This is a genomic window from Neptuniibacter sp. PT8_73 (genome assembly GCF_047778045.1).
Lineage (GTDB): Bacteria > Pseudomonadota > Gammaproteobacteria > Pseudomonadales > Balneatricaceae > Neptuniibacter.
The window spans coordinates 1,674,803-1,700,589 of the sequence record NZ_CP180545.1 but is presented as its reverse complement, the minus strand read 5'-3'; the positions used below and the strand labels follow the sequence as shown (position 1 = coordinate 1,700,589).

The window sequence follows — 25,787 nt, the reverse complement described above, 5'->3', positions numbered from 1 at the left end:
TTACCCTAGACTTACTAAAGGAAACTACGGGGAAGGATTATGAACACCAAAATTAATCTACTTGTCGCGAGTATTGCTTTGACTGCAGGTATCGCAACGCCATTAACTGCTGTTGCCGAAGATAAGCAATATACGTGCTCCTACACACATGCCAGTTACACCGCTCCATTTATGAAAGCACCGAAGACACGCAACTGCCCGCAAGGTCGCTGCAGTTATTCTGTCGTAATCAAAAATGGCTCTGCTGTTGTAAACGGTGTTGCAGGCTTTAGCGTTGAACAGTCTGATGAACAGATCAAGTTAAGTCGAACAGCTAAAGACCCAGTTATGGGTGGTATGGACACAACCAACTTGACCATTAATAAATCAGATATGAGCTTCCAGAGTGTTAAGACCACAACACCTTCTGTTGTACTGACAACCCAAGGTAGCTGTTCCTAAATTCTGAGTTATATCAAACTGACCTCAAGTAATCTTACGTAGTTGTAGCTGTCTATGAATCTTAACGATGTCCGTTTGTTTATTCAGGTTATTGAGCACAATGGATTTACCGCAGCTGCGGATAAATTAGGCATTCAAAAATCGACCATAAGCCGACGTATCACCCAGCTTGAAGATGACTTAGGTTTAAGACTTTTACAACGTACGACTCGTAAGTTAAACCTCACGGCTGACGGCCAAAACTTCTACGAACGCTGCCTGCCCCTTTTTTCTGAACTAGAAGATATCGAGAATCACGTAACTTCCACTCAAGGTGAGCCCAAGGGTCGGTTACGTATTACCATGCCGCCTGAAATTGGGATATTCATTATGAATGACCTGATTTCCAGCTTTATGGAGAAGTACCCGCTCATTCAGATCGATATAGAGCTCAGCCCTCGTGTCGTCGATCTAGTCCAAGAAGGTATCGACTTAGCACTGCGTGTAGGAAATTTAGATGACTCGAGTCTCGTAGGGCGTAAGATCGCCAATGCGTCTTCTAAGTTATATGCCAGCCAAGCCTATATCGATCGCTTTGGTGAACCACTAACTCCGGACGATTTAAAAGAACATCAATGTATCGGTACTCATCTAAACTCCAATGAATGGGTCTTTGAAAACTGGAATGAAGGTAAAGCAATTTCCATTAACTTCCGTTTACGTGCGAATAGCTTGAGCTTCAGCCTGGAGATGCTTAAACGCAACCTTGGCATTGCTCGCTTACCGAAAGCATTCTGTATTGATGAACTGGAGTCGGGTGAGATAAAAGAAGTATTAGCCGATTATAAGGTACCTACTGTAGGTATCCATGCGCTCTACCCTAGCCGCAAAAACCTTAATCCTAAGGTCCGTTTATTCCTAGACCATGTTGTTGAAAATCTAAAAGCCCATCCTTGGCTTAAATAGCAACTTAATTAAGCAGCTGATTCCCACTCAGGTGGTTTACCATCAAACAGCGCTAGCAAGGTATCTATACCTACCATATCAATTGCGTTTTTATGCGTAATCATAATTGTAGGTATCTGGCTAAACTGATCATCAAGCACCTCGAGGTTTAAATCTTTTGCATACCTCGACTCTTCTGCAACTTTCCTAGGCACTAAGGTAAAACCTAAACCTACAGCCACACAACCCAAGATCCCTTCTTGAGTTCCCATATCTAACACCTCAGTGTCTAATCTGCCGTTATCACGTAGCCAATTTAGAGCCTTATCTCTGTACGCACAGCCTTGTCTGAACATGATTAACGAGTCTGGAACATCCACTCCTTTCGCAGTGGCCAAAACCAGCTCTTCCATCAACACCTGACGACAAACAAGATCCTTGTGCTGTACAGGCCCACCGACAAAGGCACAATCAAGTTTGTAATTAAGAACAGATTCTATCAATTGACCACTGGTTTCTGTTTGCACCCTAGGTAACAGATTAGGGTGTTTTTTTCGTAGAGATTGGATCAAGCCAGGCATACGAACCGCGGCAAAAGATTCCATAGATCCAATCCGAATCTCCCCTGTCGCTTCACCTACTTGCTTAACCGCGATACTCGCCTGATGCTCCAGCTGTAGCAATTGGTTGGCGTAATCCATCAAGGTATAACCGGTTGGAGTCAGCTCAAGTTTGCGCCCTTTACGATAAAACAGGGGCGAACCTATCTCTTCTTCCAATCTTTTAATCCGTGCGGTGACGTTAGATTGAACAGTATGTAGCTCTTTCGATGCCGCTTGAACGCCACCGAATTCAACTACGTATTTAAAGGTTTTGAGTGAGAGAAGTTCCATATATTACCCTGCGCTTCCAATACTTAGTTCATCAGAAGTGAATGACTTACATAAAAGCGTCATTATATGAGATATATCGAGCACAAGATATTGAGATAAACCCTAAATAGATTAACTGCCAACTAGATAGCTTTATTCACCTTAAGCTTTGGATTTAGCCTTGGGTTTGGCCTTCCTTCTACGTGTTTTCTTATAAGCAGGTTTCGGCTGTTGTTTGATATTACGTAGCAGTTGCACATCCATACTACTCGCCTTCTGAATCATCAAAGAGATCTCATCAGTTAAAGGCTGCATAAATGTTTGATAATTTAACTTCTGCTCACTGATATCATTCAATGAAGCCTCCCAACGGGCAGTCATATCAGGCTTACTCGTGTTATCTGGGAGACTATTTATTAGCGCTCTGCCTGCTTCGGTGCTGCGAATGGTTTTACCCTGTCGCTGCAAGAAACCACGTTTAAACAGTAATTCAATGATGCCTGCTCTTGTCGCTTCAGTACCTAAGCCATCGGTTTCCTTAAGCACCTTTTTAACATCTGCATCTTCAACAAATCGCGCAATACCTGTCATGGCTGCTAAAAGCGTAGCGTCGGTAAAAGGTTTAGGTGGCTGGGTTTCTTTATCTAATATCTCACCTTGCTCACAATAAAGCATCTGCCCCACAGTGAGATTCGGTAGTTGTGCTTGATCGTCTTCGCCCTCTTTTTTACCAAACAGGACCTTCCAGCCGACATCTAGTACTTGTTTAGCGGAAGCAGTAAACCTACCGCCTTCAATCAACACCTCGACTCGTGTTTCTGAATAGCGATGATCTGGCATAAACTGGATCAGATACTGTCTAGCCACCAGCTCATACACTTGCTGCTCAGTTTTATTAAGACGAGAAAAGTCTACGGTTTTGCTGGTCGGAATAATCGCATGATGGGCTTCAACTTTACGATCGTTCCAAGCCTTCCCTTTTTTGCTTAAATCAATCTGGCTCTGATGCTGCTGAAATTGCGGGCAATGATTAAAAATTGCTGAAGACACTTTTGTAGCCTCAGCAAAATGCCCATGGGGCAAGTAGCGACAGTCCGAACGCGGATAAGTAATCAGTTTGTGTTTTTCATACAAACTTTGGCAGGTATCCAGAACTTGCTGAGCATTTAAAGCAAAACGCTTGTTCGCATCAATCTGCAATGCAGATAAATTGTAAGGAAGTGGTGCTCCAGCCTTTTTAGGCTTTTTATCTAAAGCAGTTACTTCACCGGGTTTAGCTGTAATGCGCCCAGCAACGTTTTCCGCTAATGGTCTAGAGAGAACTCGCCCCTCTTCATCTTGCCATTTTTGACAAGCTTCACTCGGCTGCCATTTAGCTTTAAATCTATCTTCGGTATCTGTCTTGAGATGAGCTAGAACTTCATAAAATGGTTTTGCTTTGAAGTCATCGATCGCCTGATCACGTCTTACCACCAATCCCAGTACCGGTGTCTGCACCCTTCCAACTGATAAAACCCCTTGATAGCCTGCTGATTGCCCTTGCAACGTATATGCACGAGTTAGATTAATACCGTAAAGCCAATCTGCTCGACTCCGCGCCAAAGCTGATACAGAAAGAGGAATAAACTCACGGTTATCTCTTAACTGCGCAATCGCTTTTTTCACAGCACTTGGGTTGAGGTCGCTGATCAGGCAGCGTTTCATGCTTTGGCGCTTATACTGGGGCAGTTTCAGAAAGTCGATTACTTCATCAACCAGCAGTTGCCCTTCACGATCAGGATCGCCTGCATGAACAAGCTCTTCAGCCTCTTTACAGAGTTTTCTTAGTAACGCTATCTGCTTACGCGTTTTTGGCTTAGCCTGCATCTTCCATTCAGAAGGGATAATGGGAAGGTGTTGCAGATTCCATTGTTTAAAGCGAGGGTCATATTCACTTGGCTCAGCTAACTCCAAAAGATGACCAAAACACCAACTAACCACATCACCATTTGCGGCACGAATACAACCATCTTCTTTTTTTAATGGCTTAGGCAACACATCTGCAATGGCCCTACCTAAACTTGGCTTTTCGGCTATGAATAAACGCATACTCAAAGTACTGTATATAAAAACAGCTTAAGAGTAATCTAAACACTCCTGTCATTCCAGAAAAAACAGCTACGCTTATGTATATTCACCGAAATTTGCAGTGGTGTGTTCAGAGCATGCGGAAATTTACACTTCGATTTTGTTTACCTTGGCTGGTCGGTCTAATCGTCACCGCATGTGCATTTGTTACTACTGGATGGCTGGTTAAATTAGATCACAATATCCATGATCAACAAGATAAAGCGCAGGTTGAAGCTAGAATCAATTATCTCACTTCGCGCATTCAGCTCGCGCTGGATGACAACCTCATCATTATCGAAGCTTTGGAATCACTACTTTTGCTACAAAACGATATAGATGAAAACGACTTTCAGGTTTTGGCCACACGGTTTTTGTCCACTAGAACAACCATTCGACAAGCTCAATTGGCTCCCGATGCAATCGTTAAGCACATTTACCCCATCATTGATGGCAATAAAGTGATTGGATTAAACCTACGAAAAATCCCCGAACAAAGAGAAGTCGTCGAGCGATCTATAGCAATGAAAGAGATGATCATGGCAGGTCCATTAGATCTAATTCAAGGAGGAAGAGGAGTCATTGCCAGACAACCCCTTTACAACCGAGAAGATACAGAAACTAAATTCTGGGGGTTCATTACCCTCATCATAGATTTAGATCGAATATTCAAAGAGACTGGGTTAGCTTTAAGCGATGAACTTGCAACTTATGCTATCCGTGGAAGTGACGCCAAAGGCAAGCAAGGGGACGTCTTTTTCGGTTCTACATCAGTATTTGAAGATGAATACCTTAGCGGCTTCATAGAGGTACCCGGTGGTTTTTGGCAACTTTCAGCGCGACTTGATAATGATGAGCATGTGCATGGCATACCGATGTCATATTTAACTGGTTGGGCAACCCTAGGCTCTCTGATTCTCGGTTTACTCAGCGGTTTTACGTGCAGCCTATTAAACAAAACTTATCAACGCTCGATTAGTGACCCCCTTACATCACTCTTTAATAGGCAGCATTTCAGAGAACTAGCAGATACAGAAATACATCGAGCACAAAGATATCAACTACCTTTATCGATCATCATGATCGACTTAGATTTTTTTAAGCAGATTAATGATAACTATGGGCATCAAGCAGGTGATTATGTGCTTCAAAAGTCGGCCAAGATAATCGAATCAATGTTAAGAGTTGGAGATATTGCAGCACGTTATGGTGGCGAAGAGTTTATTGTTTTGTTACCTCATAGCGACGAGGCTGACACTCAAGTTTGTGCAGAAAGAATTAGAAAAGCACTAAATACAAAAGTAAAGCTTCGCAGCTCATACTATGCTCTTTCAGCAAGCTTAGGCTGTGCAACTTTGGATGCTCAATACGCCAATTACGACCAACTTGTTAGTGGTGCCGACGATGCCCTTTTCTTAGCTAAAGACCGCGGTCGAAATATAGTCGTTACCGCTAAGCAGCTTTAGTACTTTCAGATCCACTTTTATAGAAGCTTTAAAGGCTCTTCATCTAGCAACGCCAATTGCTCACGCAGTTGCAAAATATGCTCACCCCAATAACGCTCCGTATTAAACCAACTAAAGCTATGAGGAAATGCTGGATCTTCCCAGCGGCGGCCAAGCCATGCGCTGTAGTGCAAAATTCGCAAACTGCGAAGGACTTCGATCAAGCGTAGTTCTTTGAGTTTAAAATCGTAAAACTCATTGTAGCCATCAACTATTTCAGATAACTGCAGCGTCTGTTCGTTACGATCACCAGAAAGCAGCATCCAAATATCCTGCATCGCTGGTGCCATCCGGGCATCATCGAAATCGACAAAGTGAGGAGCATCATCACGCCATAGCATGTTGCCAGAGTGACAATCACCATGGACACGAATATGTTCTATCTCACCACAAGCTTTTAAAATCTCATCTACACCCTGCAGTAAATCTCTAGCAACAGAATCATAGGCGGGTTTAAGTTCAGCCGGAATAAAGCGATCACTTAAGAATGCAACGCTGTCATGACCAAACGTTTGGCTGGTCAAAGTCGGTCGGTGATCAAACTTTTTCGAAGCGCCCACCAGATGCATGCGGCCCAATAAACGGCCTAGCGTAAAAAGATTATCAAGGTTATCGAGTTCAGGAGCATGCCCTCCTCTGCGAGGAAACAAAGCGAACATAAACCCTTCATAATCAAACAGGGTTTCCCCCTTTTCATTACGCCAAGGGGTCACAGCAGGCAGAGATTGCTCCGCTAAATCGAAACTAAACTCATGCTCTTCTAGAATCTGCTCTCGACTCCAACGTTGAGGGCGATAGAACTTGGCAATCATCGGCTCTTGATCTTCTATCCCCACCTGATAAACACGGTTCTCGTAACTATTCAGAGGAAACGTACGACCATCACACCAATGCCCTTGGCTCTCAACCGCATCCATCAAAAAAGATGGCGTTAACCGTTCAAAAGGGTGTGTTAGGTCATGTTCAGACATAAAAAATCCAGCTATAAAATGATTGCAGGTGCAGGGTACGCTTTAGCCCATAGGTGAACAAGTGATATTCCTAATAGATTTGTCCTATTTTCCGTTATTTTTTAAATAGTAGCGTGAACTTTTGTTATAGTTTCCTCAGGAACCTGCGAATAAGTCATATACGACTCAGGCTTACAGAGCAATCGAAGCACGAGGCAATGATTACAGGCATGCTGGTTGCCTGTCGAAAATCATTAACAAAGTGATTCGGTTGCTCTGTAAGCCCCGTAGCGTGAGCTCTAAAACGACCATCTACTTTGTCAGTCAGCTTGAAAAGGGCCAGACATTTCGCTGCACTGACTTTCGCGTATCTGGTCGTTTTATAGCCCACTGAGAAAGTATGAGACTTATTCGCAGGTTTCTAAATAACCCACAGGAGTATTACGAGTAAGTTATGGCAGGTTCACTTAAAGATCAGTTGCTAAATATGGGACTGGTTGACCAGAAAAAAGCGAAGCAAGCAGATACTGAAAAGCGTAAGCAAAACAAAAAAGCTAAAAAGGCACGTAAATCGGGCCAGCAAGTTGTTGATACGCAAGCTGAGAAAAAGCAGGCGCTAGAAGAGCAGCGTAAAGCTAAGCAAGCGCATGATCGTGAACTAAATCGTCAACGAGACGAAGAGCGCCGCAACAAAGAGATTGAAGCGCAGTGCCGTCAGATGATCATACAGCAACGGATCGAGCTGCCAGAAGATGCCGAAGTTAGTTACAACTTTGTATACGATAATAAAGTTAAAACTATGTACGTAACTTCGCTGATTCAAGGACAACTATTCCGCGGTCAAGTAGCGATCGCGGTGTTAGATGAGAAGTTTTATCTGATCCCGGATAAATTTGCAGAGAAAATTGAACAACGTCTGCCTAATTACGTTATCCGCGTTCAGCCGGAAGAAGAACCAGAAGAAGATGATCCGTACGCGGATTATAAGATTCCAGACGACCTGATGTGGTAACTCAGAACATCAAAAGCGTCTTCATGTAGTAAGGGAAACGCATGTCACAGGGTTTTTTCGAGCAATTTTTGGTCATTTTATGTTGTGCCGTTGTTGCCACAACCCTGTTTCGGCGCATCAAGCTCCCACCTCTCCTAGCCTACTTAAGTGTTGGCGCTATCGTAGGCCCTTATAGTTTAGGGGTCATCAAAGACACCCATAGCATTGAGCTACTCAGTGAACTAGGGGTTGTATTTTTACTCTTTATGCTCGGCTTAGAGTTCTCGGTCTCGCGTATGTTTGCCATGCGCAAGGCTGTATTTGGTCTGGGTAGTTTGCAGGTCATTATCACCGCTGCCTGTTTGATGGCAATCTGCCATCTTTTTGGCCTTCCGCAAACCACCTCTTTAGTTATCGCCGGTGCGCTTGCCTTATCCTCTACAGCGATTGTAAGCCGCGAGCTGATTCAGCGTGACGAACTCAATAGTCCTCATGGCCAGCTTTCAGTCGGCACATTAATTTTCCAAGATTTAGCGGCTGTATTCTTCCTGATTGTTGTCCCGACACTGAGTAGTTCTGCAACAGAGATAGACAGTGCCGAAGTAGCCTTGATGCTACTTGAGGGCTCAACACTACTCATTATCCTATTGCTGGTTGGCCATATTGTGATGCCATTGCTGTTCCATGAATCCGCACGTAGCGGCTCCAGCGATGTGTTTGTTCTTACTACACTGGCGGCTGCCCTTTTGGCCGCTTGGATTACTCACGCTGCAGGTTTATCGATGGCTCTCGGTGGATTCTTAGCAGGCATGATGTTGGGTGAGAGCCGTTACAGATATCAATTAGAAGCCGATATACGCCCATTCAGAGATGTACTATTGGGACTATTCTTTGTCTCTGTAGGAATGCAATTAGATCTGTCTGCGCTGATCGATAGCTGGTATTGGATTATCCTGTTCAGTGTCAGCTTAATCCTATTAAAAACTTTTATTATTACCCTGCTCGGTACGCTACTGCATAAAGACCCGGTAAATGCCTTAAGAGCTGGCCTCAGTCTTAGCCAAGGTGGTGAATTTGGGTTTGCCTTATTGGCCTTAGCCTTAGGTAATAATCTGATCGAGCCTGATATCAACACTATTGTTGTTTCCACGATCATTATCAGCATGATCGTCACACCAATTTTGATGAACCACACTTATAGTCTGAGTCGTTGGTTGCACAAAGATGATCCAATTGAATCGCCACAACAGAAATTGCCTGATGCCAGCCAACTAAATCCGCATAGTTTAGATAAACATGTGATTATCTGTGGCTTTGGCCGTGTGGGTCAGATCATCGCGCGCTTCTTAGACCAAGCAAACATCCCTTACATTGTCGTAGATAATGACCCGGTAAGGGTTATGGAAGCCGCAACAGCAGGTGAACACATATGTTTTGGCGATGCCAAACGTGATGATGTGATGGCCGCTGTTGGCGCTGATCGTGCCCGCATGTTGATCCTCAGCTTTCCGGAAGCGGAGACAGCAATGCAAGCACTCAAGCATATCCGCACCCGCTTTTTAACACTGCCCATTTTAGTCAGAACACGTGATGATTCTCAGATCGAAGCATTTCAAAATGCTGGAGCAACCGAAATTATCCCAGAAGCATTGGAAGGCAGCTTAATGATGGTGTCCCATGTGTTATCAATGCTGGGTATCAACCATCAACAGATTGAACAACAAATCAATCAAGTGCGCGCAGAAAGGTACAACCTCCTACATGGCTACTATCACGGCCAGCATTCCGAAAAAATTGATAGTAAAGGCCGAATGAAAGAGATACTTCATCCCGTTCAAATTGAAAATAACTGCAAGTCGATAGGCAAAACTTTACGGGATATACCTTTATCAAAGCACCAAGTCTCTGTTGCAATGATCCGCCGCGGAGATCAATCTGAACACAGTCCAAGTGGTGACACTCATATCCAACAGGGCGATATCATCATCCTTCAAGGACCTAACGATAAGATTGAAATTGCTGAATCGATCATCCTAGATGGGAAATAGTTTTTACTTCTTCCCTCTAACCTTTAGATGAAACAATTTCATCAGATACGCTTTTTATTAAAGTCTCTCAACAAAACGTCGATAACCCTCTTATATTTAGTAGTACAACTAAAACAATGGGATCATTTGATCCTTTTTTGTCTGTGGAGGAAAACACCGTGCAAGTTCTATTAAGCAGCCAAGCAGCCTACTCTCAGGTTCGCCAGGAAACACTGGTTACGGGCGGGTTTGCTGATGGTAAAGATAGCAACGGTCGTTCTGCATCTGCGGCAGATAAGTTAGTAGCCAAACTAGCAGAAAACATTCCGGGCATGAGCGTGTCAGAGATGAAAAGTCTCGACGCAAATGACTACTCTCCGGAAAAAGTTGCATCACGTATCTCTGATTTTGTAGCACAAGGTCTTGAACAAGCCCGTGCCCGCGGTGCGTCTGATGCCGACCTAGACCGTATGTATAAAGCGGCCGTTTCAGGCGTAGAAAAAGGCTTTAAAGAAGCAACTGAGATTCTAGAAGATCTCAACATGCTAACCCCTGATATCTCCGCGACAATCGAGCAAACCAAAGATCTGACGTTCGAAGCGCTGGCCGGCCTTGCGCCTACCAACGAAACAGCGTCCACACGCCAGACTTCTATCTCTGCTGCTGAACGTTACTCAAAAGCTGAGTCTTTCTCCCTTGATGTCATGACACAGGAAGGGGACAAAGTTTCAATACGTTTCAACAGCGAGGCAAGTCAAACAGCCTCTTTAGGCGCTTACTCTGATGGTAACAGTAGCGCTGTATCTTTCGGCCTTGAACGTAGCGCCAGCAGTAGCTATAGCTTTAGCGTTGAAGGCGATCTTAACGAAGACGAGTTAGACGCGCTGACAACCCTAATTCAGGATATCAACCTTATTGCCGAAGACTTCTTCAGCGGTGATGTTCAAGACGCTTTTGAACAAGCAGCTGAATTTGAAATGGACAAATCCGAGTTGATGAACTTGAATGTAACTATGACTCAATCAGCAAGTTACTCAGCGGTAGCTGCTTATGAGCAAGTTCAACAACTAGACAACCCATTAGGCAATAATGGCCGTCACTTAGGCCAGATGATGAACAACTTCGATAACTTGGTTGCTAACCCAGCCATGGCGTTCCTAGAAGACAGTTCATTATTCGGGGTAGATCTATTGGACAGCTTGATTCATCAAGATATCCGCTACAAAGATGCTGATGAAGAATCCCAGAGCAAACTGGATGATAACTTCGGTCTTTTGCGTGACCTTATGACCCGGTTTGATCAGGACGACGCAGACGATTAACCCCCCTTCTTAATCGCTGCGATACTTTAAACCGGCCTACTTAGGCCGGTTTTTTTATACGCTTAAAAATAAAAAAGGCTAATGAACGACATTAACCTTTATCAAATAACAAGATGTTTAATCTTTTTATACTGTCTGCATCAGAGCTTGTTTTAGCTCTTCCTCAGCTTGAGTAATAGCCTTCTCAGCTTCTTGACGCATACGACGACCTTCTTCGTAGTGCTTAAGCGTATTGTTTAGCGTATCGATAGTGATTTGGTTCACCTCTTTTAAGGTATCCAGATCCAAAATACCACGCTGGTAGTTTTCCGCTATCTGCTCTTCTAGGCTTTGTAGCTTTTGAGCATTTTGTAGGTACTGCTGGTTAGTGTAATCCTTAACCGTACGTGTCACCTTAAGCGCTTTTTCTTTCTCATAGTTAGAGATCGCAATAAGGAACTGGCGCTTCCATAGAGGGATAGTGTTATGGATGATATCTTGGATATCTTCCATTAACATTTTGTTACCCTCTTGAGACAAACGGATTTGAGGTGCAGTTTGCAGCGCAGCTAAACGCGCTTGTTTTAAATTATGTAGGCGTTTTTCTAGGCGACCTGTCGCTTGCTGTAGATCTCGTAATTTTTGACTATCTACTGGATCACCACTGGACTCAGCCAACTTACTTAGCTCAGGAATCTGCTCGTTATTCAGGCGATCAAGCGTGATTTGACCCGCTTCTAAGTAGATATCTAATTGTTGCAGCAAGTTTAAGTTTTCATCATACAAACCATCTAACTGGACAATATCTTTCTCTAGACGATGACCTTGGGCATTTAATTTTTGCTCTAATTCATCTAAACGGCCTTTAACCGAATCAAATCCTTTTACAAACTTACCAAATGTTTGGAAAAGCTCACCGATAAGAGGCAAACGCGAGAGGAAGGAATCAGGTTTAATATCTTCAAAGCGCGAGCTCTTCATCTGAGTCACCATCGCTTCTAGGATATCCCCCGCTTCCCCAGTATCTTTAGTACGGACTTGCTCCAACACCTGATCTGAAAAAGCAGTGATGCTTTCCATCGCCTCTTTACCAAAGGTGATTGTCGCCATAGAGTCCAACGGGTCATAATCCTGCGAAATGGCAACCGCACGTTGCTGCTGCTCTTCAGTCATTTGACTCGGTTCAAACTTCTCGATTTGAGTGCTTATTTCCTGTGTCATGCTGGCTCCCTCTCCACCCGCACACTGCTGTGGCGAGTCCATAATGCTTCAAATTCAGCGGCAAATGCCGATACGATTTCTTGATTATCCGTCAGCGTAAGGTTCTCTTGATTACGATCACTTGCTGAGCGTGTCCAATTAAAACTTCCATTCAATAATCTCACCCCGTCAAACAGAGCAAATTTATGATGCATGTGCCATGGGCTCGTATCCAAAAGCACATCAACTCCTTTATGCATTAGATAGTCGATATCGCTACCTAAATCGTTCGCTTTATCCTGATCTGTGAGGATACGAACCTTAATTCCTCGATTATGTGCGGCTAGAATAGCGTCGCGTAGCGGCTGATCGGTGATTGTAAAAACGCAGATATCTATAGATTTCTGACTACGTTTTATCTCCTGTTGAATCAGAGATCTACAATCTTCTCCCGGCGAAAAAGCTGACTGAGTTCTGATAGGCGCTGATTTACCCGTGTTGTCTAATGTCTTAACAACCTTGTCCAACCAATTCAGAGAAGCGATCTCAATCAAGCCATTTTCAGCAGAATTCTTGGCAATTGAAAAAGCTTTATTACGCGCGAAAGATTGCAGTTCAGGTTGAGCTGCGAGTTGCTCAATCAACTCTCGAAGCTCCACTCTTTCGTCTGAGGAGAGACGTTGATCCTCAAAGCTCTCGACCAACATTTTCTCAATATCCATTTGAGTAATCATATTTCCTCCAGCTCCTCTGCGGCTTCAATTTCCTTAGTTGCACGCATCATTGCCCAAGCGATCAGGCGAATGTTCCTATTCACATCAACCATCTGGTTGACCATTCGATCGCCGGCATCTTCTCCCTCACCCGCCTCTAAGGATCGAGTAAAGCGCTGCTTAATGGTTTCCCAACGCTCTTCAGACTCGTCATCTAAAGCGCCTCTCAGTTCAGCCAATTTAAGCAGGTTTTCTTCAGCGCCATGGGTTAGGGTTTGCGCCTCACCAATGTAGTGATCATTGATAAGCGTCTCCAGCTCATCATCGGTCATGACCGACACCACCTTTTCAGCAAGCTTGTTCATATTTCGGTAACTACCCTGAAGCTTGAAAGGGGGTTCTGTACGGTACTGTTCAGCGGTTGCAGCTGAAGCGATATATTGCTGGTTTACAGCGAGCACAACTTGCTGAACCTTAATCATCTTCTCTAGCACAGCTACAATTTCGGAGGCTTCTGCTGAAGAGTAACTATGCTCTAAATCAGAAAGCGGGATATTTTGCCCACGTGCCATATCTACGAGTTTGTAGAGGTCTTGTAGATTTCTATTTGCCAGCGGAGCCAACACTCTGTTAGAGGTTAAAGAGTTTTCAATATATGAAAGCTCGAATGCATCACGCTGATCAGAGAGCATATCACCGAGGTTATAAATATCTGCTCGGTTAGCTAGCATGTCTGGTATTTTGAACACATCCCCTGATTCTGTATAAGGGTTACCCGCCATAACGATGGAGAACTTTCGACCACGCATGTCGTAAGTTTTAGTGACACCATTCCAAACACCGTCAATGCGGCGAGTACCGTCACTTAGGGAGATAAATTTCTGCAAAAATTCAGGATTGGTATGCTGAATATCATCAAGATACAGCATCACGTTGTTACCCATTTCTAGTGCGAGGTTAATTTTATTAACTTCATTAGCAGCGGTCGCGTTTGGCGCATCATTTGGATCAAGCGATACAACATCATGGCCTAAAGAGGGGCAATTGATCTTCATAAATACCAAGCCCAACTTACCTGCGATATATTCGATCAAGGTCGTTTTACCGTAACCCGGAGGAGATATAAGCAGTAACATCCCCATCTGGTCAGTTCGACGATCATCGCCGGTTGTACCCATCTGCTTAGCAAAGTTATCGCCCATCAATTTTAGATAGGATTCACTGATCAACTTATTACGCACAAAAGAGGTTAGCGGCCTAGCGACAAACTCTTGTATGCGCATCGTCTCTCTTTGCTTTTCTAACATCTCTTGACGTTGAGAAAGGTATTTTTCGTACGCAGGTACGACCGTTTCAATGTGGTGACGGCAGCGATCTAACCAATCATTGATAGTCTCGCTCCACTTGCCCTCATCAACACGAAGGTGCTCACCTAACAAGCCGTTTACCTTGATACTCAAAGAGAAATCGACAGGGGTTAGATGGATGCTACTGTCAGATAAGGCTGCAATTAAAGCGGCCTCTGTGACGAACTCTATACCTTGTTTATGATGTTCACAGTAGGCTTCAACCCAAAGCAAGTGATCCTGATATTGTTCTGCCAGACTTTCTTGGTTTTTACGCCAATCTAATCCATGCCTAAATGCTAAGTAATTTTCTGCAAGTTCGGCTGCATCACGGCTAACAGAGACCTGCTGATCTAAGCCAAACTGATACATCAAATATTCAAGCGCTTGTTTCGCTAGTATTGGACATTCACAAACTTGAGTTTGGTAATTGTCTAACAGCACATCAAATGCACTATCTGAACCCAACTCTTTTTGCATTAGCAAAGCTGAACGGCATTGTTTCTTAAGTGCATCAGCTGCACTGTTATCTAGCCCTGCGATAAACAGCAAACCCGTTGTACGTATTTTCTGACTAAACCTTAATAAACCAGCATCGGCGTACACCGGCATAATAGCCTTGAGTAATGTCCCTGCATCTTTGTCATGTACACCTTTTACATAGCCCTCTCGATAACGAGGAGCTGCAAACTTATCAACTAAAGGCTGCAGTTCATTTTCACTTGCGGCTTTAACTAAGAGATCAAGTGACAAGCCAGATTGCTTTGATTCTGCCGATGTTAAAATAAGATAAGCCAGATACTCCGCTCGGTAGACTTCATTACTTTCCGAGCTAACATCCATCGCGGCGTATTTACGTAAACGCAGAAACTCATCATCAACAACCGATTGGTAAAAATCAGTCCCCGTTAGGTGTAAATTAAGACCATCATCTCGATCGACTAAGGTAAGCTCTAAGGGCTGTTGATTGACGCTAAATTTGTGTCGGCCAAGTCGTAAAATATCGCCGCCCTGCTCAAAGATATCTTGATTATCTCGGAGTGAACGTAGAGATTGGTCCTGCAGCGCTTTGATACGGCCACTTAATTCATCAGCTTTGACGCTATCTCCAAGCTCCTGAACGTTTTTACACAATTGGCGATACTTCTGCACCATCGCATCTGCTGCAAAATAGCTATTCAGGTCGTCAAGCTCAGCGAATTTTCCTACACGCTTTTCGATACTTTTCAGCGTGATTTGAGCTGCTTGGCTAATATTTTCAACTCGCTTTTGTCGAGCAGATAAAAGCTGCTGCTTCTGCGCTTCAAAGGCTGCTTGAACTTCGTCCCGTCTGTTGTAGATCTCAGCTAGGTACTGATCGAATTCAGCAAATCGACTTTCAAGCTTATCTACGATCCCCATTAAGCGCGCAAGCTGATCATCACAGGCTTCCGGTGTATCAACTTGACCGAGAGCAGATGTCATCGCCTGAGTAAGGAGCTTAAGCTGTGATGCAAATTCAGCTTTAGCTTCGCCATCTCTTAATTCAGAACGACGATTACGTAAACGCGCTTCGGTAGCGTTTAACCGCGCCATCACCTCAGTTGTTAGATCGAGGATTTTTGTCGTGCTAGTAGGATCATCAGTTTCAATATCTGAAACTTCTTGATTGACCAGATTTAGATCTCTACGGATCTTGCCGGCATCTTCAGCCAAATGGTCTAGCGCAGCTGTTTTCTCTGTTTCTGGAAGCGCCAAATCCAATGCATCGATGCGCTTTAGATAAGGTTGGTAAGCTTTCTCTTGTTGTAAAAGCTCTAGTAATTTAGCGTTCAAGCCACTTCGAGCTTCATCTAACGCAGCTTCCATTTCATCGAGCTGGCTAGCGTTAACATAACGCATTTCACGCAGGCTAATTACGTGGCCAAGCTGCGATTTAGTCTCGTCTAACAATTCAATTAGATCTGTTGTGCTATCTGACGGAACTAACTTAATTCTACCTAGCAGATCATGCTGCTTCTGAGCTTGCTCTTCGGTTTGTTGTTTCGCTTGTTTCTGCAGAGTTCGGACTTTAGCGAACTCATCAATGATCTGTTCAGCCGTTGTCGCTAATTCAGATAGTTTTTGGTCAACACCCTGAGTTTCTGTATCCGTTAACCAATGATATTGATCGACTGCTGCATCACAGTGAGTTACCAAAGCTTCATAAAGCGTTTGACTAATTTCTGTCGTTTTGGTCATTTGAATGACCGAATTCAATTCAGAAATACCTTTCACTAACTCGGCATTCCCTAAATTGCGATAAAAACCTTCACCACCCTCTTGTCGCGATGCTTCATAAAGATCGGCACTCATGAAAGGCGTCTGCCAAATACGCATAGGGTGGGTTTTACTGGCTTCAGCATTATCACTGACACGGAAAACCAGCATGCGTCCGTCAGGATATAAACTGTAACCATGACTATATACAGGTGGAGATACCGTCTTTTCTATCAGGTTATATTGATATTGTAGGTAAGCGCCGTGTTGTGGATCGAAGAAAATGTAAAACGCATCTTCACCATTAGGGGCGTGAATATCATGGAAGAATTGCATCCCACTCCAATCATCTTGGAAGAGTTTTAATTCTCCATTCGCCAAAGCGTAACCATTGGCAAATAACAGACCGTGATCCTCAGGTAGTAACTTACAGCATTGGCCTAGGGAGTCGACCCGTTGCACCTTTTCAGTCAGGCTGTCGTAAACAAAATATCGGTAATCTTTCTCACGGTTTGGTCTGATACGTAGCAGAATAAAACTAGATACTTCTGCGTAACTTATCTCTGCATCAGCAACGGTTTGATGAGGATCTTCGACAGGCTCAGAATAGATCCCTCGCCCTTCTTGAGTATTGTTCTCAAGCTTTACAGTCAGATCACCGCCAACACACTCAACAAAGATACGATCATTAATCGATACATGAGGGTAATCACCGGTTATATGATTCTTACGCCCGGTTTCACGCCAATCAACATCAAGCTGATTGCCGACTCCATCCAGCTCTTTATGGCCTTGATCGTCTATATATTCGATCGCACCACTATCTTTAAGCTGCCAACGATAAACCTTACGATCTTCTGGGCGACTACCAATTTGGAAAACGACACATAGCCAGAAATCCCTGCGGCTAATTTGAACCAGTTTAGCGTCACTGTAGTAACGAAAAAGTTCGTTAAAAGAATGAACAAAGCGAGGATCATCAAGAAAAGAATCTGCTAAAGGCTCACTATCAATCCGAAACTGATTATCAGTTTCTGATAGACGATATAGGCCTAGAACATCTTTGACTTCAGGCGCTGCTTTAAGCCCAACAAATACTTGATAGCCAAAGAGTAACTGATCGTTGACCTGTGCCATATCGACAGGAAGACAGTTATTTTGGGTATGAACATTAACCTTGCCAACCAACTCAGTACTGGACGCACCAAATGCCTCCTGACGAGCCTTATTTAATTGATCAACTAACCCTTTTAGTTCAGCCCCTTGGCTGGCTAAGCGCGCTTTTAAGATTTCATAAGCACCGCCCGATTCAACGGCCTGGTTCAAAACGTCCTGATTCTGATCCATCAAACTTTCCCTACAGTGACCTCTAGTCCAAAGAACAAAGCCTCCCAGGTGATAAGGAGGCTAAAGTTACTTTGGAGTTCCTAAGCGATTAAGATTCTGATTTATCAGTACCAGTAACCAATTCTTTAAGTGATGAAAGTACATCGGAATTGCTAGTTAGCTTGTTAGCCAAGCCAGCCAGCGCGATATTGCTCATATCGCCAGTATTTACATTGCACTTTTCAAGAATCGCACGGACGTCATCAGGCAAACTGCGGTCATTTTCAACGTACTCACGTACCAATGGGTTAAGAACTTCGGAGTTGGTAAAGCGCGTATCGATTCGCGCAGAATCCATTACTGTACGGCGTAGTTCTTCCATACCTTGGCCACCGAATAGTTTGATATCAGCTTCAGCAAGCGCAGAAGCCAATGCCTTAGCATTATCAACAGACATGTGGCGCTGTGCTTCGATACGAGCCAGTTCGAGCTCTTTATCTTTCTGTAGTTCAACAACCCACTTATCGTATTCACGGGTCTGCTCATCGTGTGCTTGAGCAGCTTCAAAACGAGCAGTCTGAGCTTTAGCTTCCGCCAAGCCTTTCGCTTGTAGTGCTTCAGCCTCAGCAAAACCAATTGCCTGCTTAGCGTCAGCATCCGCGCTACCTTTAGCCTGCATAGTTTCCGCTTCTGCAGTACCAATCGCACGTAAGCTTTCTGCTTCGGCAATACCTTTTTCACGAATCGCATCAGCTCGTTGACGCTCAACTTCAACTTCAGCCAAACCTTCAACCTGAATTTCTTCACGCGTTGCTTTCGCCATGCGCTCTTTGGCTTCAGCGGCTTTAGTCTGTGCAATCAGTTCAGCTTCAGCGTTACGCGTTTTAACATTTAGATCGTTCTCAGCTTCACGGTTCTTAATTTTCAGTTCGGCCTCATTACGAATCAGGCTTTTCTCAGCCAGTTCCGCTTCAGCTTCTTTCTCTGCACGAGCATGGGCAATAGCCTTAATACCTTCGGCCTCAGCTTCTGCTTCCGCTTCAATTACTTGGACTTTCTTGCTACGTTCCACTGTTTCGAAAGCACGTAGGTTCTTGGTCTCTTCCTCTTCACGAGCGATCTTACGTTCGATCTCTACACGCTGGGAACGTGTTTCAACTACAGACTTCTTAGATTCTTCGATGGCAGCTTCTTTCTCCATCTCTTGCTGGGAGATCTCTTTCTCGGTACGAACCCGTTCTGTTTCACGTGCCCGATTCACTTCTTCTTGCTGAATTGCAAGCTGACGTTCATTTGCTACTTTTGTGAGTTCTACTTCCAATTGAACTGTTTCGCGTTTTTTCTCAACTTCTTCTTCAGTTTCTAGCTTAGCGACCTCAACAAGACGCTCATACTCTTGACGCTTTTCTTCTGTAAGAGCTTGTTCCTGTGATTCAATGATCTCGATTTCACGCTGTACGCGGGCTTCGTTTTCAGCATGCTGCTTATCAAGTTGTTTACGGTTAGCTTCCGCTTCAACGTTTTTCTGTTTGATATTGGTTTGCTCATCCTGACGGATCGCATTGGTTTCGATATTTTTGGTAGAAGTGATTGAGGCTATCTTACGAATACCCTCTACATCCAAAATATTTTGCGGGTTATGGGCATCGAAAGCTGTTTGATCCACTTTATCGATTACAACGTCATAGATTTTAAAACCATCCATTTCGCTGCCAATCACCTCCACCACAGCATCACGGAAAGCGCGACGGTTAGTTAGCAGTTCTTCAAACTCAAATTGTTTTACCGCTGTTTTCAACGCTTCAGAGAATTTTGGCTGGAAGTGATCTCGAAGACCCATTGGATCGGAAGCACCTTGCGTCGTAAATAGTTTAGCGACACGAACAATGTCCTGCTCTTCGTGATTTACACCAATATAAAAATCAACCTTGAGGTCAGCTCGGATATTATCTTTGCAGTGAAGACCTTCGTATTCCTCACCCTCCTGATCTCTACTACCGCTACGAGTCACTGAGATATTTTTACGGGTAATATCCATATATTCATAGCGGTTAACTACAGGCCATACAAACGTTCCTGTTAGAGAGGCACGCGTACCTCGTGTACCGTTTACAATCATTGCTTCACCTTCACGGCGTACTTTTTTGTAGCGCGAGGTTAAAAACATGATAAGGACAAGCGCGACAACGCCCGTGGTCGAAACAAAGAATACAGAAGCTCCTGCGTCCATGCTGTTCTCCAAAAAGAGTTATTTTTTGATAACGAGGTATCGTTGATTTTCAGGATTTAATGAAACGATGAGCACTTCATCGCCATAAGAAATTGGGGTGTCACTGTCACTATAAATATCCAGCTGGTTTTCCAAGCTACCCTTTGTAACCACAGCTTCGCCAAATGTCTGGTTAACTGAATTGGAGCGAACTATAGCGTTCATGCCAACATAGTTAATCGCAGCAAAGCTCTTTTCATGATCAAACAATGGCTGCAGGGGCTTTAGTAGAAAAGCCGCGATATAGAGGCTGACAAATAAGCTGGCCAAGATTGAACCCGAAGCAGCACCATAAAAAACCGCGCCGCTCATATCACTCAGTATGAAAGTATCGATGTAATAAACCAGTATTGTAGCGACGAAACTAACAGTGGTTAGGCTAATAATCAGTGGAACCTTGGTGATTCCAACAGGCAATAAAGTACCCCCAGGCACTTCCGCATCAACCTCAATCTCCAAATCAGTTTCAGTGCTAAGAAATGGGATATCATCAACAAAACCCGTCAATACTGAGATCAGCATAAGGGAAAATAAAAATAGAAAAGGGATTGCCGTAACGGCCAGTGGGAATGAGAAAAACCCTAAGAGAAATTCCATAAATGAGTCCTATCTATTATGACTAACGCACTAAACCTTGTGCTTTCCTTTGTCATAAACTGCTTTTAATCGAGTGTATGTTTGTTTTTATGAATGATCAATACGCTTAACTAAATAAATAGTATTCATTCTCAAATACTAATTGCCTAATCATTAGAAACATCAAGAATCACCATTGAATGGGACTTCGAACTTTCATAGGTTAGAATCACTCTGTTTTAGCTGTTTCTATTGGATCTGAACCCTATATGAGTGCGTTTACCCTACGTCCCTATCAGCAAGAAGCCGTTGATGCGACATTACAGCACTTTCGCAAAACTGATGATCCTGCTGTCATCGTGCTACCAACGGGTGCCGGAAAAAGTCTTGTCATAGCAGAGCTTGCTCGCTTAGCACGTAAAAAAATTATGGTGCTAGCTCATGTCAAAGAGTTAGTTGAGCAAAATCACGCTAAATATGAAAGCTATGGTTTAGAAGGCGGCATCTTTGCAGCGGGCCTGAGTCGCAAAGAGATCGAAAAACAGGTTACGTTCGCCAGTGTGCAATCTGTCGCGGCGAATATTGATCTTTTTAATAACGAATATTCCTTACTGATCGTCGATGAATGTCATCGTATTAATGACGACGAAGATAGCCAATATGGCCGGATCATTGACAAACTCCAAGAGATAAATCCCAACCTCAAAGTACTTGGGTTAACTGCAACGCCTTATAGAATGAGTATGGGCTGGATCTATCAGCAGCATTATCGTGGTTTTGTTAGAAGCGAGCAGGAAAAACCATTTCGTAACTGCATCTACGAACTCCCGCTCAGTTACATGATTAGCCGTAACTACTTAACGCCCCCAGAAATGGAAGATGCCGCGGTCGCGCAATATGACTTTTCAGCCTTAGATCAAACTGCATTTGGCACTTATACTGAAAAAGATATCAATAACCTGCTCACAAAATACAAGCGCGTCACTAGGGCGATCATTGAACAAGTAATCGAACGAGCTCAAGATCGCCAAGGCGTGATGATATTTGCAGCAACAGTCGATCACGCCAAAGAGATCAGCACTTACCTTCCCGAGGACCAAACAGCTTTGATCACTGGTTCTTCCACCAGCGAAGATAGAGACCGCTTGATCAGTGACTTCAAGCTTAAGAAAATTAAGTATCTGGTTAACGTATCAGTTCTTACTACAGGGTTTGATGCACCCCATGTCGATCTTATAGCAATTTTAAGGCCCACCGAATCTGTTAGTCTGTATCAGCAGATTGTTGGGCGCGGTCTTAGACTCGCGCCTGGAAAGAAAGATTGCTTAGTCATCGACTACGCAGGCAACAACTATAATTTGCACCATCCAGAAGTGGGTGAAAAACGCCCTTCCCCAGATTCCGAACCGGTACAAGTATTTTGCCCTTCCTGCGGCTTTGCCAATATCTTTTGGGGCAAAACTGACAGCGATGGCAAGGTAATTGAACATCATGGTCGACGCTGTAAAGGTCTGCTTGAAAGCGACGATAGCGATACCCCATCAGAACAGTGTGATTTTCGCTTTCGATTTAAAGAATGTCCTCACTGTAATGCTGAAAATGATATCGCTGCCCGCAAATGCCATCAGTGCAATAAAGCGATTATCGACCCAGACGATCAATTAAAAGATGCACTGAAACTGAAAGATGCCATGGTGATCCGATGTGCGGGATTATCGTTGATCCGGAATCAGTCCAAGATTCAGGTTATTTATCATGGTGAGGAAGGTGAAGAGCTGAAGGAGAGCTTCGATTTTTCCAAGCCGGCTCAGCTAAAACGCTTTAATGAGATCTTTGGGCGACGGGTTGCGAATAGCCAAGCCCCGCAAAACTTTTCAAACATAGAAGAAGCGATCGCTTATGAAGCACTTTTAGTCGCGCCAGACTTTGTCATCGCACGCGAGCAAAAGCACTATTGGCGTGTACAAGAGAGAATATTTGATTACCAAGGTCGCTACCGTAAAGCTAACCAGCTTTAAATTGATATCACGGCTTTATTCTTTATCTGACCAAACAGCCAGTTCATTGCCATTTGGATCAAGAAAATGAAAACGTCGCCCGCCGGGAAAACTGAAAATTGGTACTTTGATCTCACCACCAGCTGATTCGATTAGCGCCTGACTCGCCTCGAGGTTTGTACTATACAAAACCACCAGTGCAGCACCAGTACTTGAATTGGATTTCAGATCAGCTTTATAAAAACCACCCGCTAATCCTGCGCCGTCAAAAGCACAATATTCAGGTCCGTAGTCGGTAAACTTCCAGTCAAAAAGATCAGAGTAAAATCGCTTAGTGCTTCCTAAATTATTAGCCGGTAACTCAATATAATTAATTTGATTGTGCGCAGAACTCATTTCACATCCTCTTGATTTGAAAACTTGCAAAACCCAGAAAGCGTCTATGCTTTGTACATACCTTCGTTAAAAGCAACCAATTCAGTCTGACCTGATTGGAGTAAGAATGACATACAAGGTATTTATTACAACAGTTACCATATTAATAACTTCAAATTCCCTCGCGACTGCAGAGTTGGTCGAAGGACAAACCTGCCCTGTTACTTTTAAAAATGAACAGATTGGTTCACTCATCCTTTCTAAACCGTGGTATCACAGTAGTCGAAGTAATGCGAAGTACATTGCGAGCGACAATGCCACAGGCATAGGCATAGAGATTCATTTAAAAAACAATTTTACCGGTAAGGTGGACGGGTTAAATCTAGCTGATTGCGATCGCTTTAGACTATTACAAATTCGCAGAACAACCGCCAAACTTCTACCCGGAGAGAAACACATTCAGATTGATGTCCCCGATCAATTTACCAACCCTTTTTATGACAGCGCCCCTCTGGAGCACGGTTACGGCCTACATAAAACACCCCTAGACGATTCTGACAAACCTTGGCAAGGTCGGCCGTACCGTGACTCTGCTGTTGCGCTTTATGACACCCCCTATGTTTCCGATAGCTGGGGGATTGAAGGAAAAAATATTGAGGTACAGTTTGAAACCTGTGCCGTCTGTGAGAGGGAAAACCAATTCGATACTGTTTTATCTTGTGGTCATTGGGGCTATCGCAGAGATTATATGGGAGGAATGACTGGCTGGAGCGAACCTGAATTTACCGGCTTTCAGTGTTCAGACTCCCCCAGTCCTAGCTTTCAACAAACGCTTAATATTTCAAACCGAATTGAATACACATACTGGATTCACTGGCGTTAGCCGCGCTTTGCAGCCTGGACATGCATCCAATCACGGTCCTCAGAGCGTCCTAAACTAAGCCAACCGTGCGATTCCCAAATTTCCCACCAAGGATCTAATTCCTCTTTGGCTAAACTCGCGCGATCACTGCGCCAACGCAGCTTATTCTGCGAAGGAAACCAGTCTAACGCGATACCCCAAGCATGAGTGGACCAAGCACTGGCACTACCGCGTTTTTTACGAGGATTATAGCTACCACCATAGCGATCTAAACCATATTCTGTAATACCTGTCGGCCCATAGTGATCATGAACTTGAGTCAGAATTGATTCCAAACTTTCTGCTAGTGATTCATGAATGCTGATAGAGCGAGTAGTTTGGTTGAGATTCCAATCAAGCCTGAGTTCCCAAGGACAAGTAACCTTTATCAGCGGCACTTGACCCGGTTCTCCATAGTAATGGGTTAAATCAGATTCATTCTCTTGGGGGAAGTTATCTGGATTGGAATTCAATGGACTAATATCGGCAAAGGAGCGCCTTAGCTGCCCTCTGTCCTGTAATTGCACTAAACGCTCTACAGCGTAGTCGGTTTGCGGCCCATAAAGACCATCGATTACGCCGGCATCAATACCATTTTGATGGCAAATCGATTGTAAATAAGCTACTTCCATTCGCTGCAACGACCATTGCGGCCATTGGTGATTCAATGTTCCTGTTTTGGTCGTTAAGGCGGCTACAACTGCATGCTCTACGCTGGCATCGTTATTAGAGTTAGTATCGGGTAAAAAACCCGCATCGATAAGGTAAGGTACAACGAGTGTACGCACAGTCTGATTCATATGACCTCCCTGTTGGCTTTTAATCATCCTTGCTTGACTAATGAGTATGGAATAAGAATCTGGCTTATTCCAGAATTTAAAACAATTGTTTAAATAATCTCCAAAAACACAATAAAAAAAACCGGACTATTGCCCGGTTTTCAGATACTCATTGACCAGAATATTAATCTGGGCGATCATCCTTAAACATTCGCCAGCCACCTATCATGGTTGAGATCAAACTCTGACGCGACATAATATCTTCACGAATCGCCACATAAACATGGATCAAGATAAACGTGATCAGATACCACATCCCTAGGCGGTGCCATGTATGTACATCTTGGCTTTGCCCCATCAGCGGAATAACCCAGCCAAACATCGTATCTGCCCAACTGCCCTGACCAAGGCCTTCGCTGTATAAGGCGAATCCTGTGACAATCATGAACAACATGCCGAGTACGAAGAAGAAAAACATCCCCACCTGAGCCAGTGGATTGTGACCGATATATTTCTTCGGAGTCTTCTCCAAGAACAGATACCAGCGTACCTCATGCCATGCTTCTTTCCAGAATTTACCGCTAAAGAACGGCGGCACAAACAGTTCACGTGCATGATGGTTACCCACGAACGCCCAATAGATACGGCCAAGAAATCCGATAGTTACGATATAGCCCGCGGTGAAATGCGCAAAGCGGATGTAACCCATCAGATAGTTATCGATTGCTTCACCCGGCATCGTTGGTAGAGGAACACCAATAAAATAGCCAGTTACACAAAGGGTAATAATCGAAAAGACCGTGACCCAGTGCCACAAGCGTAATGGCGCTTCATACACATAAACAGCAGTCTGTTTACGGGTAATAACTGATTCTCCGACAACTTGATCTGAAGCGACTTCCTGAGCTTTATCTGACTTGTTAGGTTTAACCGATGCAGTCATATAAATA

The 25,787-nt window shown here is 43.9% G+C and carries 19 protein-coding genes; 8 read left to right on the top strand and 11 right to left on the bottom strand.

What is annotated here, in order from left to right; genetic code table 11:
- The first annotated feature begins 39 nt into the window (after positions 1–39).
- On the top strand, positions 40–441 hold the full coding sequence (locus ACMXYN_RS07565; protein WP_415888343.1) for a hypothetical protein: 402 nt from the start codon (positions 40–42) through the stop codon (positions 439–441).
- Between the two features lie 54 nt (positions 442–495).
- A complete protein-coding gene (locus ACMXYN_RS07560; protein ID WP_415894216.1) occupies positions 496–1,386 on the top strand; it encodes a LysR substrate-binding domain-containing protein in 891 nt (296 codons plus the stop codon).
- A gap of 8 nt (positions 1,387–1,394) precedes the next feature.
- On the opposite strand, the gene ACMXYN_RS07555 is transcribed toward ACMXYN_RS07560, so the two are convergent.
- Together ACMXYN_RS07555 and ACMXYN_RS07550 are read right to left on the bottom strand one after the other, a co-directional pair.
- A complete protein-coding gene (locus tag ACMXYN_RS07555) occupies positions 1,395–2,258 on the bottom strand; it encodes a LysR substrate-binding domain-containing protein (RefSeq protein WP_415894215.1) in 864 nt (287 codons plus the stop codon).
- A 141-nt stretch (positions 2,259–2,399) separates the two neighbouring features.
- Positions 2,400–4,325 (bottom strand): DNA topoisomerase III, encoded by a 1,926-nt coding sequence (locus tag ACMXYN_RS07550; protein WP_415894214.1) that lies wholly within the window; start codon positions 4,323–4,325, stop codon positions 2,400–2,402.
- Between the two features lie 116 nt (positions 4,326–4,441).
- On the opposite strand from ACMXYN_RS07550, the gene ACMXYN_RS07545 reads away from it, so the two are divergent.
- Positions 4,442–5,809 (top strand): diguanylate cyclase, encoded by a 1,368-nt coding sequence (locus tag ACMXYN_RS07545; RefSeq protein WP_415894213.1) that lies wholly within the window; start codon positions 4,442–4,444, stop codon positions 5,807–5,809.
- A gap of 17 nt (positions 5,810–5,826) precedes the next feature.
- Here ACMXYN_RS07545 and ACMXYN_RS07540 read toward each other — a convergent pair whose 3' ends face one another.
- Positions 5,827–6,819 (bottom strand): serine/threonine protein kinase, encoded by a 993-nt coding sequence (locus ACMXYN_RS07540; protein WP_415894212.1) that lies wholly within the window; start codon positions 6,817–6,819, stop codon positions 5,827–5,829.
- A gap of 433 nt (positions 6,820–7,252) precedes the next feature.
- On the opposite strand from ACMXYN_RS07540, the gene ACMXYN_RS07535 reads away from it, so the two are divergent.
- The 3 genes from ACMXYN_RS07535 (at position 7,253) to ACMXYN_RS07525 (ending at position 11,138) form a co-directional block, all read left to right on the top strand.
- A complete protein-coding gene (locus ACMXYN_RS07535) occupies positions 7,253–7,810 on the top strand; it encodes a DUF2058 domain-containing protein (RefSeq protein ID WP_415894211.1) in 558 nt (185 codons plus the stop codon).
- Between the two features lie 41 nt (positions 7,811–7,851).
- Positions 7,852–9,837 carry a cation:proton antiporter gene (locus tag ACMXYN_RS07530; protein WP_415894210.1) on the top strand — a complete coding sequence of 662 codons (1,986 nt, stop codon included), beginning with the start codon at positions 7,852–7,854 and terminating at the stop codon, positions 9,835–9,837.
- A 158-nt stretch (positions 9,838–9,995) separates the two neighbouring features.
- Complete coding sequence (locus ACMXYN_RS07525; RefSeq protein ID WP_415894209.1) at positions 9,996–11,138, top strand: DUF5610 domain-containing protein; 1,143 nt, start codon at positions 9,996–9,998, stop codon at positions 11,136–11,138.
- 126 nt (positions 11,139–11,264) lie between these two features.
- On the opposite strand, the gene ACMXYN_RS07520 is transcribed toward ACMXYN_RS07525, so the two are convergent.
- From ACMXYN_RS07520 to ACMXYN_RS07500, 5 genes are all read right to left on the bottom strand, one after another.
- Positions 11,265–12,338, bottom strand: coding sequence for a toxic anion resistance protein (locus tag ACMXYN_RS07520; protein ID WP_415894208.1), 1,074 nt, complete (start codon positions 12,336–12,338; stop codon positions 11,265–11,267).
- Positions 12,335–13,051: a phospholipase D-like domain-containing protein gene (locus ACMXYN_RS07515; RefSeq protein ID WP_415894207.1), complete on the bottom strand. Its 717-nt coding sequence runs from the start codon at positions 13,049–13,051 to the stop codon at positions 12,335–12,337. Before ACMXYN_RS07515 ends, ACMXYN_RS07520 begins: the two co-directional genes overlap by 4 nt.
- Complete coding sequence (locus tag ACMXYN_RS07510; RefSeq protein WP_415894206.1) at positions 13,048–17,961, bottom strand: DNA repair ATPase; 4,914 nt, start codon at positions 17,959–17,961, stop codon at positions 13,048–13,050. The genes ACMXYN_RS07515 and ACMXYN_RS07510 overlap by 4 nt, the downstream gene beginning before the upstream one ends.
- Before the next feature lie 88 nt (positions 17,962–18,049).
- Positions 18,050–20,170: a hypothetical protein gene (locus ACMXYN_RS07505; protein ID WP_415894205.1), complete on the bottom strand. Its 2,121-nt coding sequence runs from the start codon at positions 20,168–20,170 to the stop codon at positions 18,050–18,052.
- 18 nt (positions 20,171–20,188) lie between these two features.
- Complete coding sequence (locus ACMXYN_RS07500; protein ID WP_415894204.1) at positions 20,189–20,806, bottom strand: hypothetical protein; 618 nt, start codon at positions 20,804–20,806, stop codon at positions 20,189–20,191.
- 248 nt (positions 20,807–21,054) lie between these two features.
- On the opposite strand from ACMXYN_RS07500, the gene ACMXYN_RS07495 reads away from it, so the two are divergent.
- Positions 21,055–22,803, top strand: a complete 1,749-nt coding sequence (locus tag ACMXYN_RS07495) for a DEAD/DEAH box helicase family protein (protein WP_415894203.1) — start codon at positions 21,055–21,057, stop codon at positions 22,801–22,803.
- A 15-nt stretch (positions 22,804–22,818) separates the two neighbouring features.
- Here ACMXYN_RS07495 and ACMXYN_RS07490 read toward each other — a convergent pair whose 3' ends face one another.
- A complete protein-coding gene (locus ACMXYN_RS07490; protein WP_415894202.1) occupies positions 22,819–23,178 on the bottom strand; it encodes a VOC family protein in 360 nt (119 codons plus the stop codon).
- A gap of 106 nt (positions 23,179–23,284) precedes the next feature.
- Here ACMXYN_RS07490 and ACMXYN_RS07485 point away from each other — a divergent pair, with 106 nt between their 5' ends.
- Complete coding sequence (locus ACMXYN_RS07485) at positions 23,285–24,040, top strand: hypothetical protein (RefSeq protein WP_415894201.1); 756 nt, start codon at positions 23,285–23,287, stop codon at positions 24,038–24,040.
- Here ACMXYN_RS07485 and ACMXYN_RS07480 read toward each other — a convergent pair.
- Positions 24,037–24,858, bottom strand: coding sequence for a hypothetical protein (locus tag ACMXYN_RS07480; RefSeq protein ID WP_415894200.1), 822 nt, complete (start codon positions 24,856–24,858; stop codon positions 24,037–24,039). The genes ACMXYN_RS07485 and ACMXYN_RS07480 overlap by 4 nt on opposite strands.
- Before the next feature lie 163 nt (positions 24,859–25,021).
- Positions 25,022–25,780, bottom strand: coding sequence for a Ni/Fe-hydrogenase, b-type cytochrome subunit (gene cybH, locus ACMXYN_RS07475; RefSeq protein WP_415894199.1), 759 nt, complete (start codon positions 25,778–25,780; stop codon positions 25,022–25,024).
- Positions 25,781–25,787: the final 7 nt, after the last annotated feature.

Excerpts from the sequence above, each read along its gene's own strand:
- ACMXYN_RS07565 (WP_415888343.1), top strand. The coding sequence starts at position 40 with ATGAACACCAAAATTAATCTACTTGTCGCGAGTATTGCTTTGACTGCA.
- ACMXYN_RS07560 (WP_415894216.1), top strand. The coding sequence starts at position 496 with ATGAATCTTAACGATGTCCGTTTGTTTATTCAGGTTATTGAGCACAAT.
- ACMXYN_RS07555 (WP_415894215.1), bottom strand. The coding sequence starts at position 2,258 with ATGGAACTTCTCTCACTCAAAACCTTTAAATACGTAGTTGAATTCGGT.
- ACMXYN_RS07550 (WP_415894214.1), bottom strand. The coding sequence starts at position 4,325 with ATGCGTTTATTCATAGCCGAAAAGCCAAGTTTAGGTAGGGCCATTGCA.
- ACMXYN_RS07545 (WP_415894213.1), top strand. The coding sequence starts at position 4,442 with ATGCGGAAATTTACACTTCGATTTTGTTTACCTTGGCTGGTCGGTCTA.
- ACMXYN_RS07540 (WP_415894212.1), bottom strand. The coding sequence starts at position 6,819 with ATGTCTGAACATGACCTAACACACCCTTTTGAACGGTTAACGCCATCT.
- ACMXYN_RS07535 (WP_415894211.1), top strand. The coding sequence starts at position 7,253 with ATGGCAGGTTCACTTAAAGATCAGTTGCTAAATATGGGACTGGTTGAC.
- ACMXYN_RS07530 (WP_415894210.1), top strand. The coding sequence starts at position 7,852 with ATGTCACAGGGTTTTTTCGAGCAATTTTTGGTCATTTTATGTTGTGCC.
- ACMXYN_RS07520 (WP_415894208.1), bottom strand. The coding sequence starts at position 12,338 with ATGACACAGGAAATAAGCACTCAAATCGAGAAGTTTGAACCGAGTCAA.
- ACMXYN_RS07515 (WP_415894207.1), bottom strand. The coding sequence starts at position 13,051 with ATGATTACTCAAATGGATATTGAGAAAATGTTGGTCGAGAGCTTTGAG.
- ACMXYN_RS07510 (WP_415894206.1), bottom strand. The coding sequence starts at position 17,961 with ATGGATCAGAATCAGGACGTTTTGAACCAGGCCGTTGAATCGGGCGGT.
- ACMXYN_RS07505 (WP_415894205.1), bottom strand. The coding sequence starts at position 20,170 with ATGGACGCAGGAGCTTCTGTATTCTTTGTTTCGACCACGGGCGTTGTC.
- ACMXYN_RS07500 (WP_415894204.1), bottom strand. The coding sequence starts at position 20,806 with ATGGAATTTCTCTTAGGGTTTTTCTCATTCCCACTGGCCGTTACGGCA.
- ACMXYN_RS07495 (WP_415894203.1), top strand. The coding sequence starts at position 21,055 with ATGAGTGCGTTTACCCTACGTCCCTATCAGCAAGAAGCCGTTGATGCG.
- ACMXYN_RS07490 (WP_415894202.1), bottom strand. The coding sequence starts at position 23,178 with ATGAGTTCTGCGCACAATCAAATTAATTATATTGAGTTACCGGCTAAT.
- ACMXYN_RS07485 (WP_415894201.1), top strand. The coding sequence starts at position 23,285 with ATGACATACAAGGTATTTATTACAACAGTTACCATATTAATAACTTCA.
- ACMXYN_RS07480 (WP_415894200.1), bottom strand. The coding sequence starts at position 24,858 with ATGAATCAGACTGTGCGTACACTCGTTGTACCTTACCTTATCGATGCG.
- cybH (WP_415894199.1), bottom strand. The coding sequence starts at position 25,780 with ATGACTGCATCGGTTAAACCTAACAAGTCAGATAAAGCTCAGGAAGTC.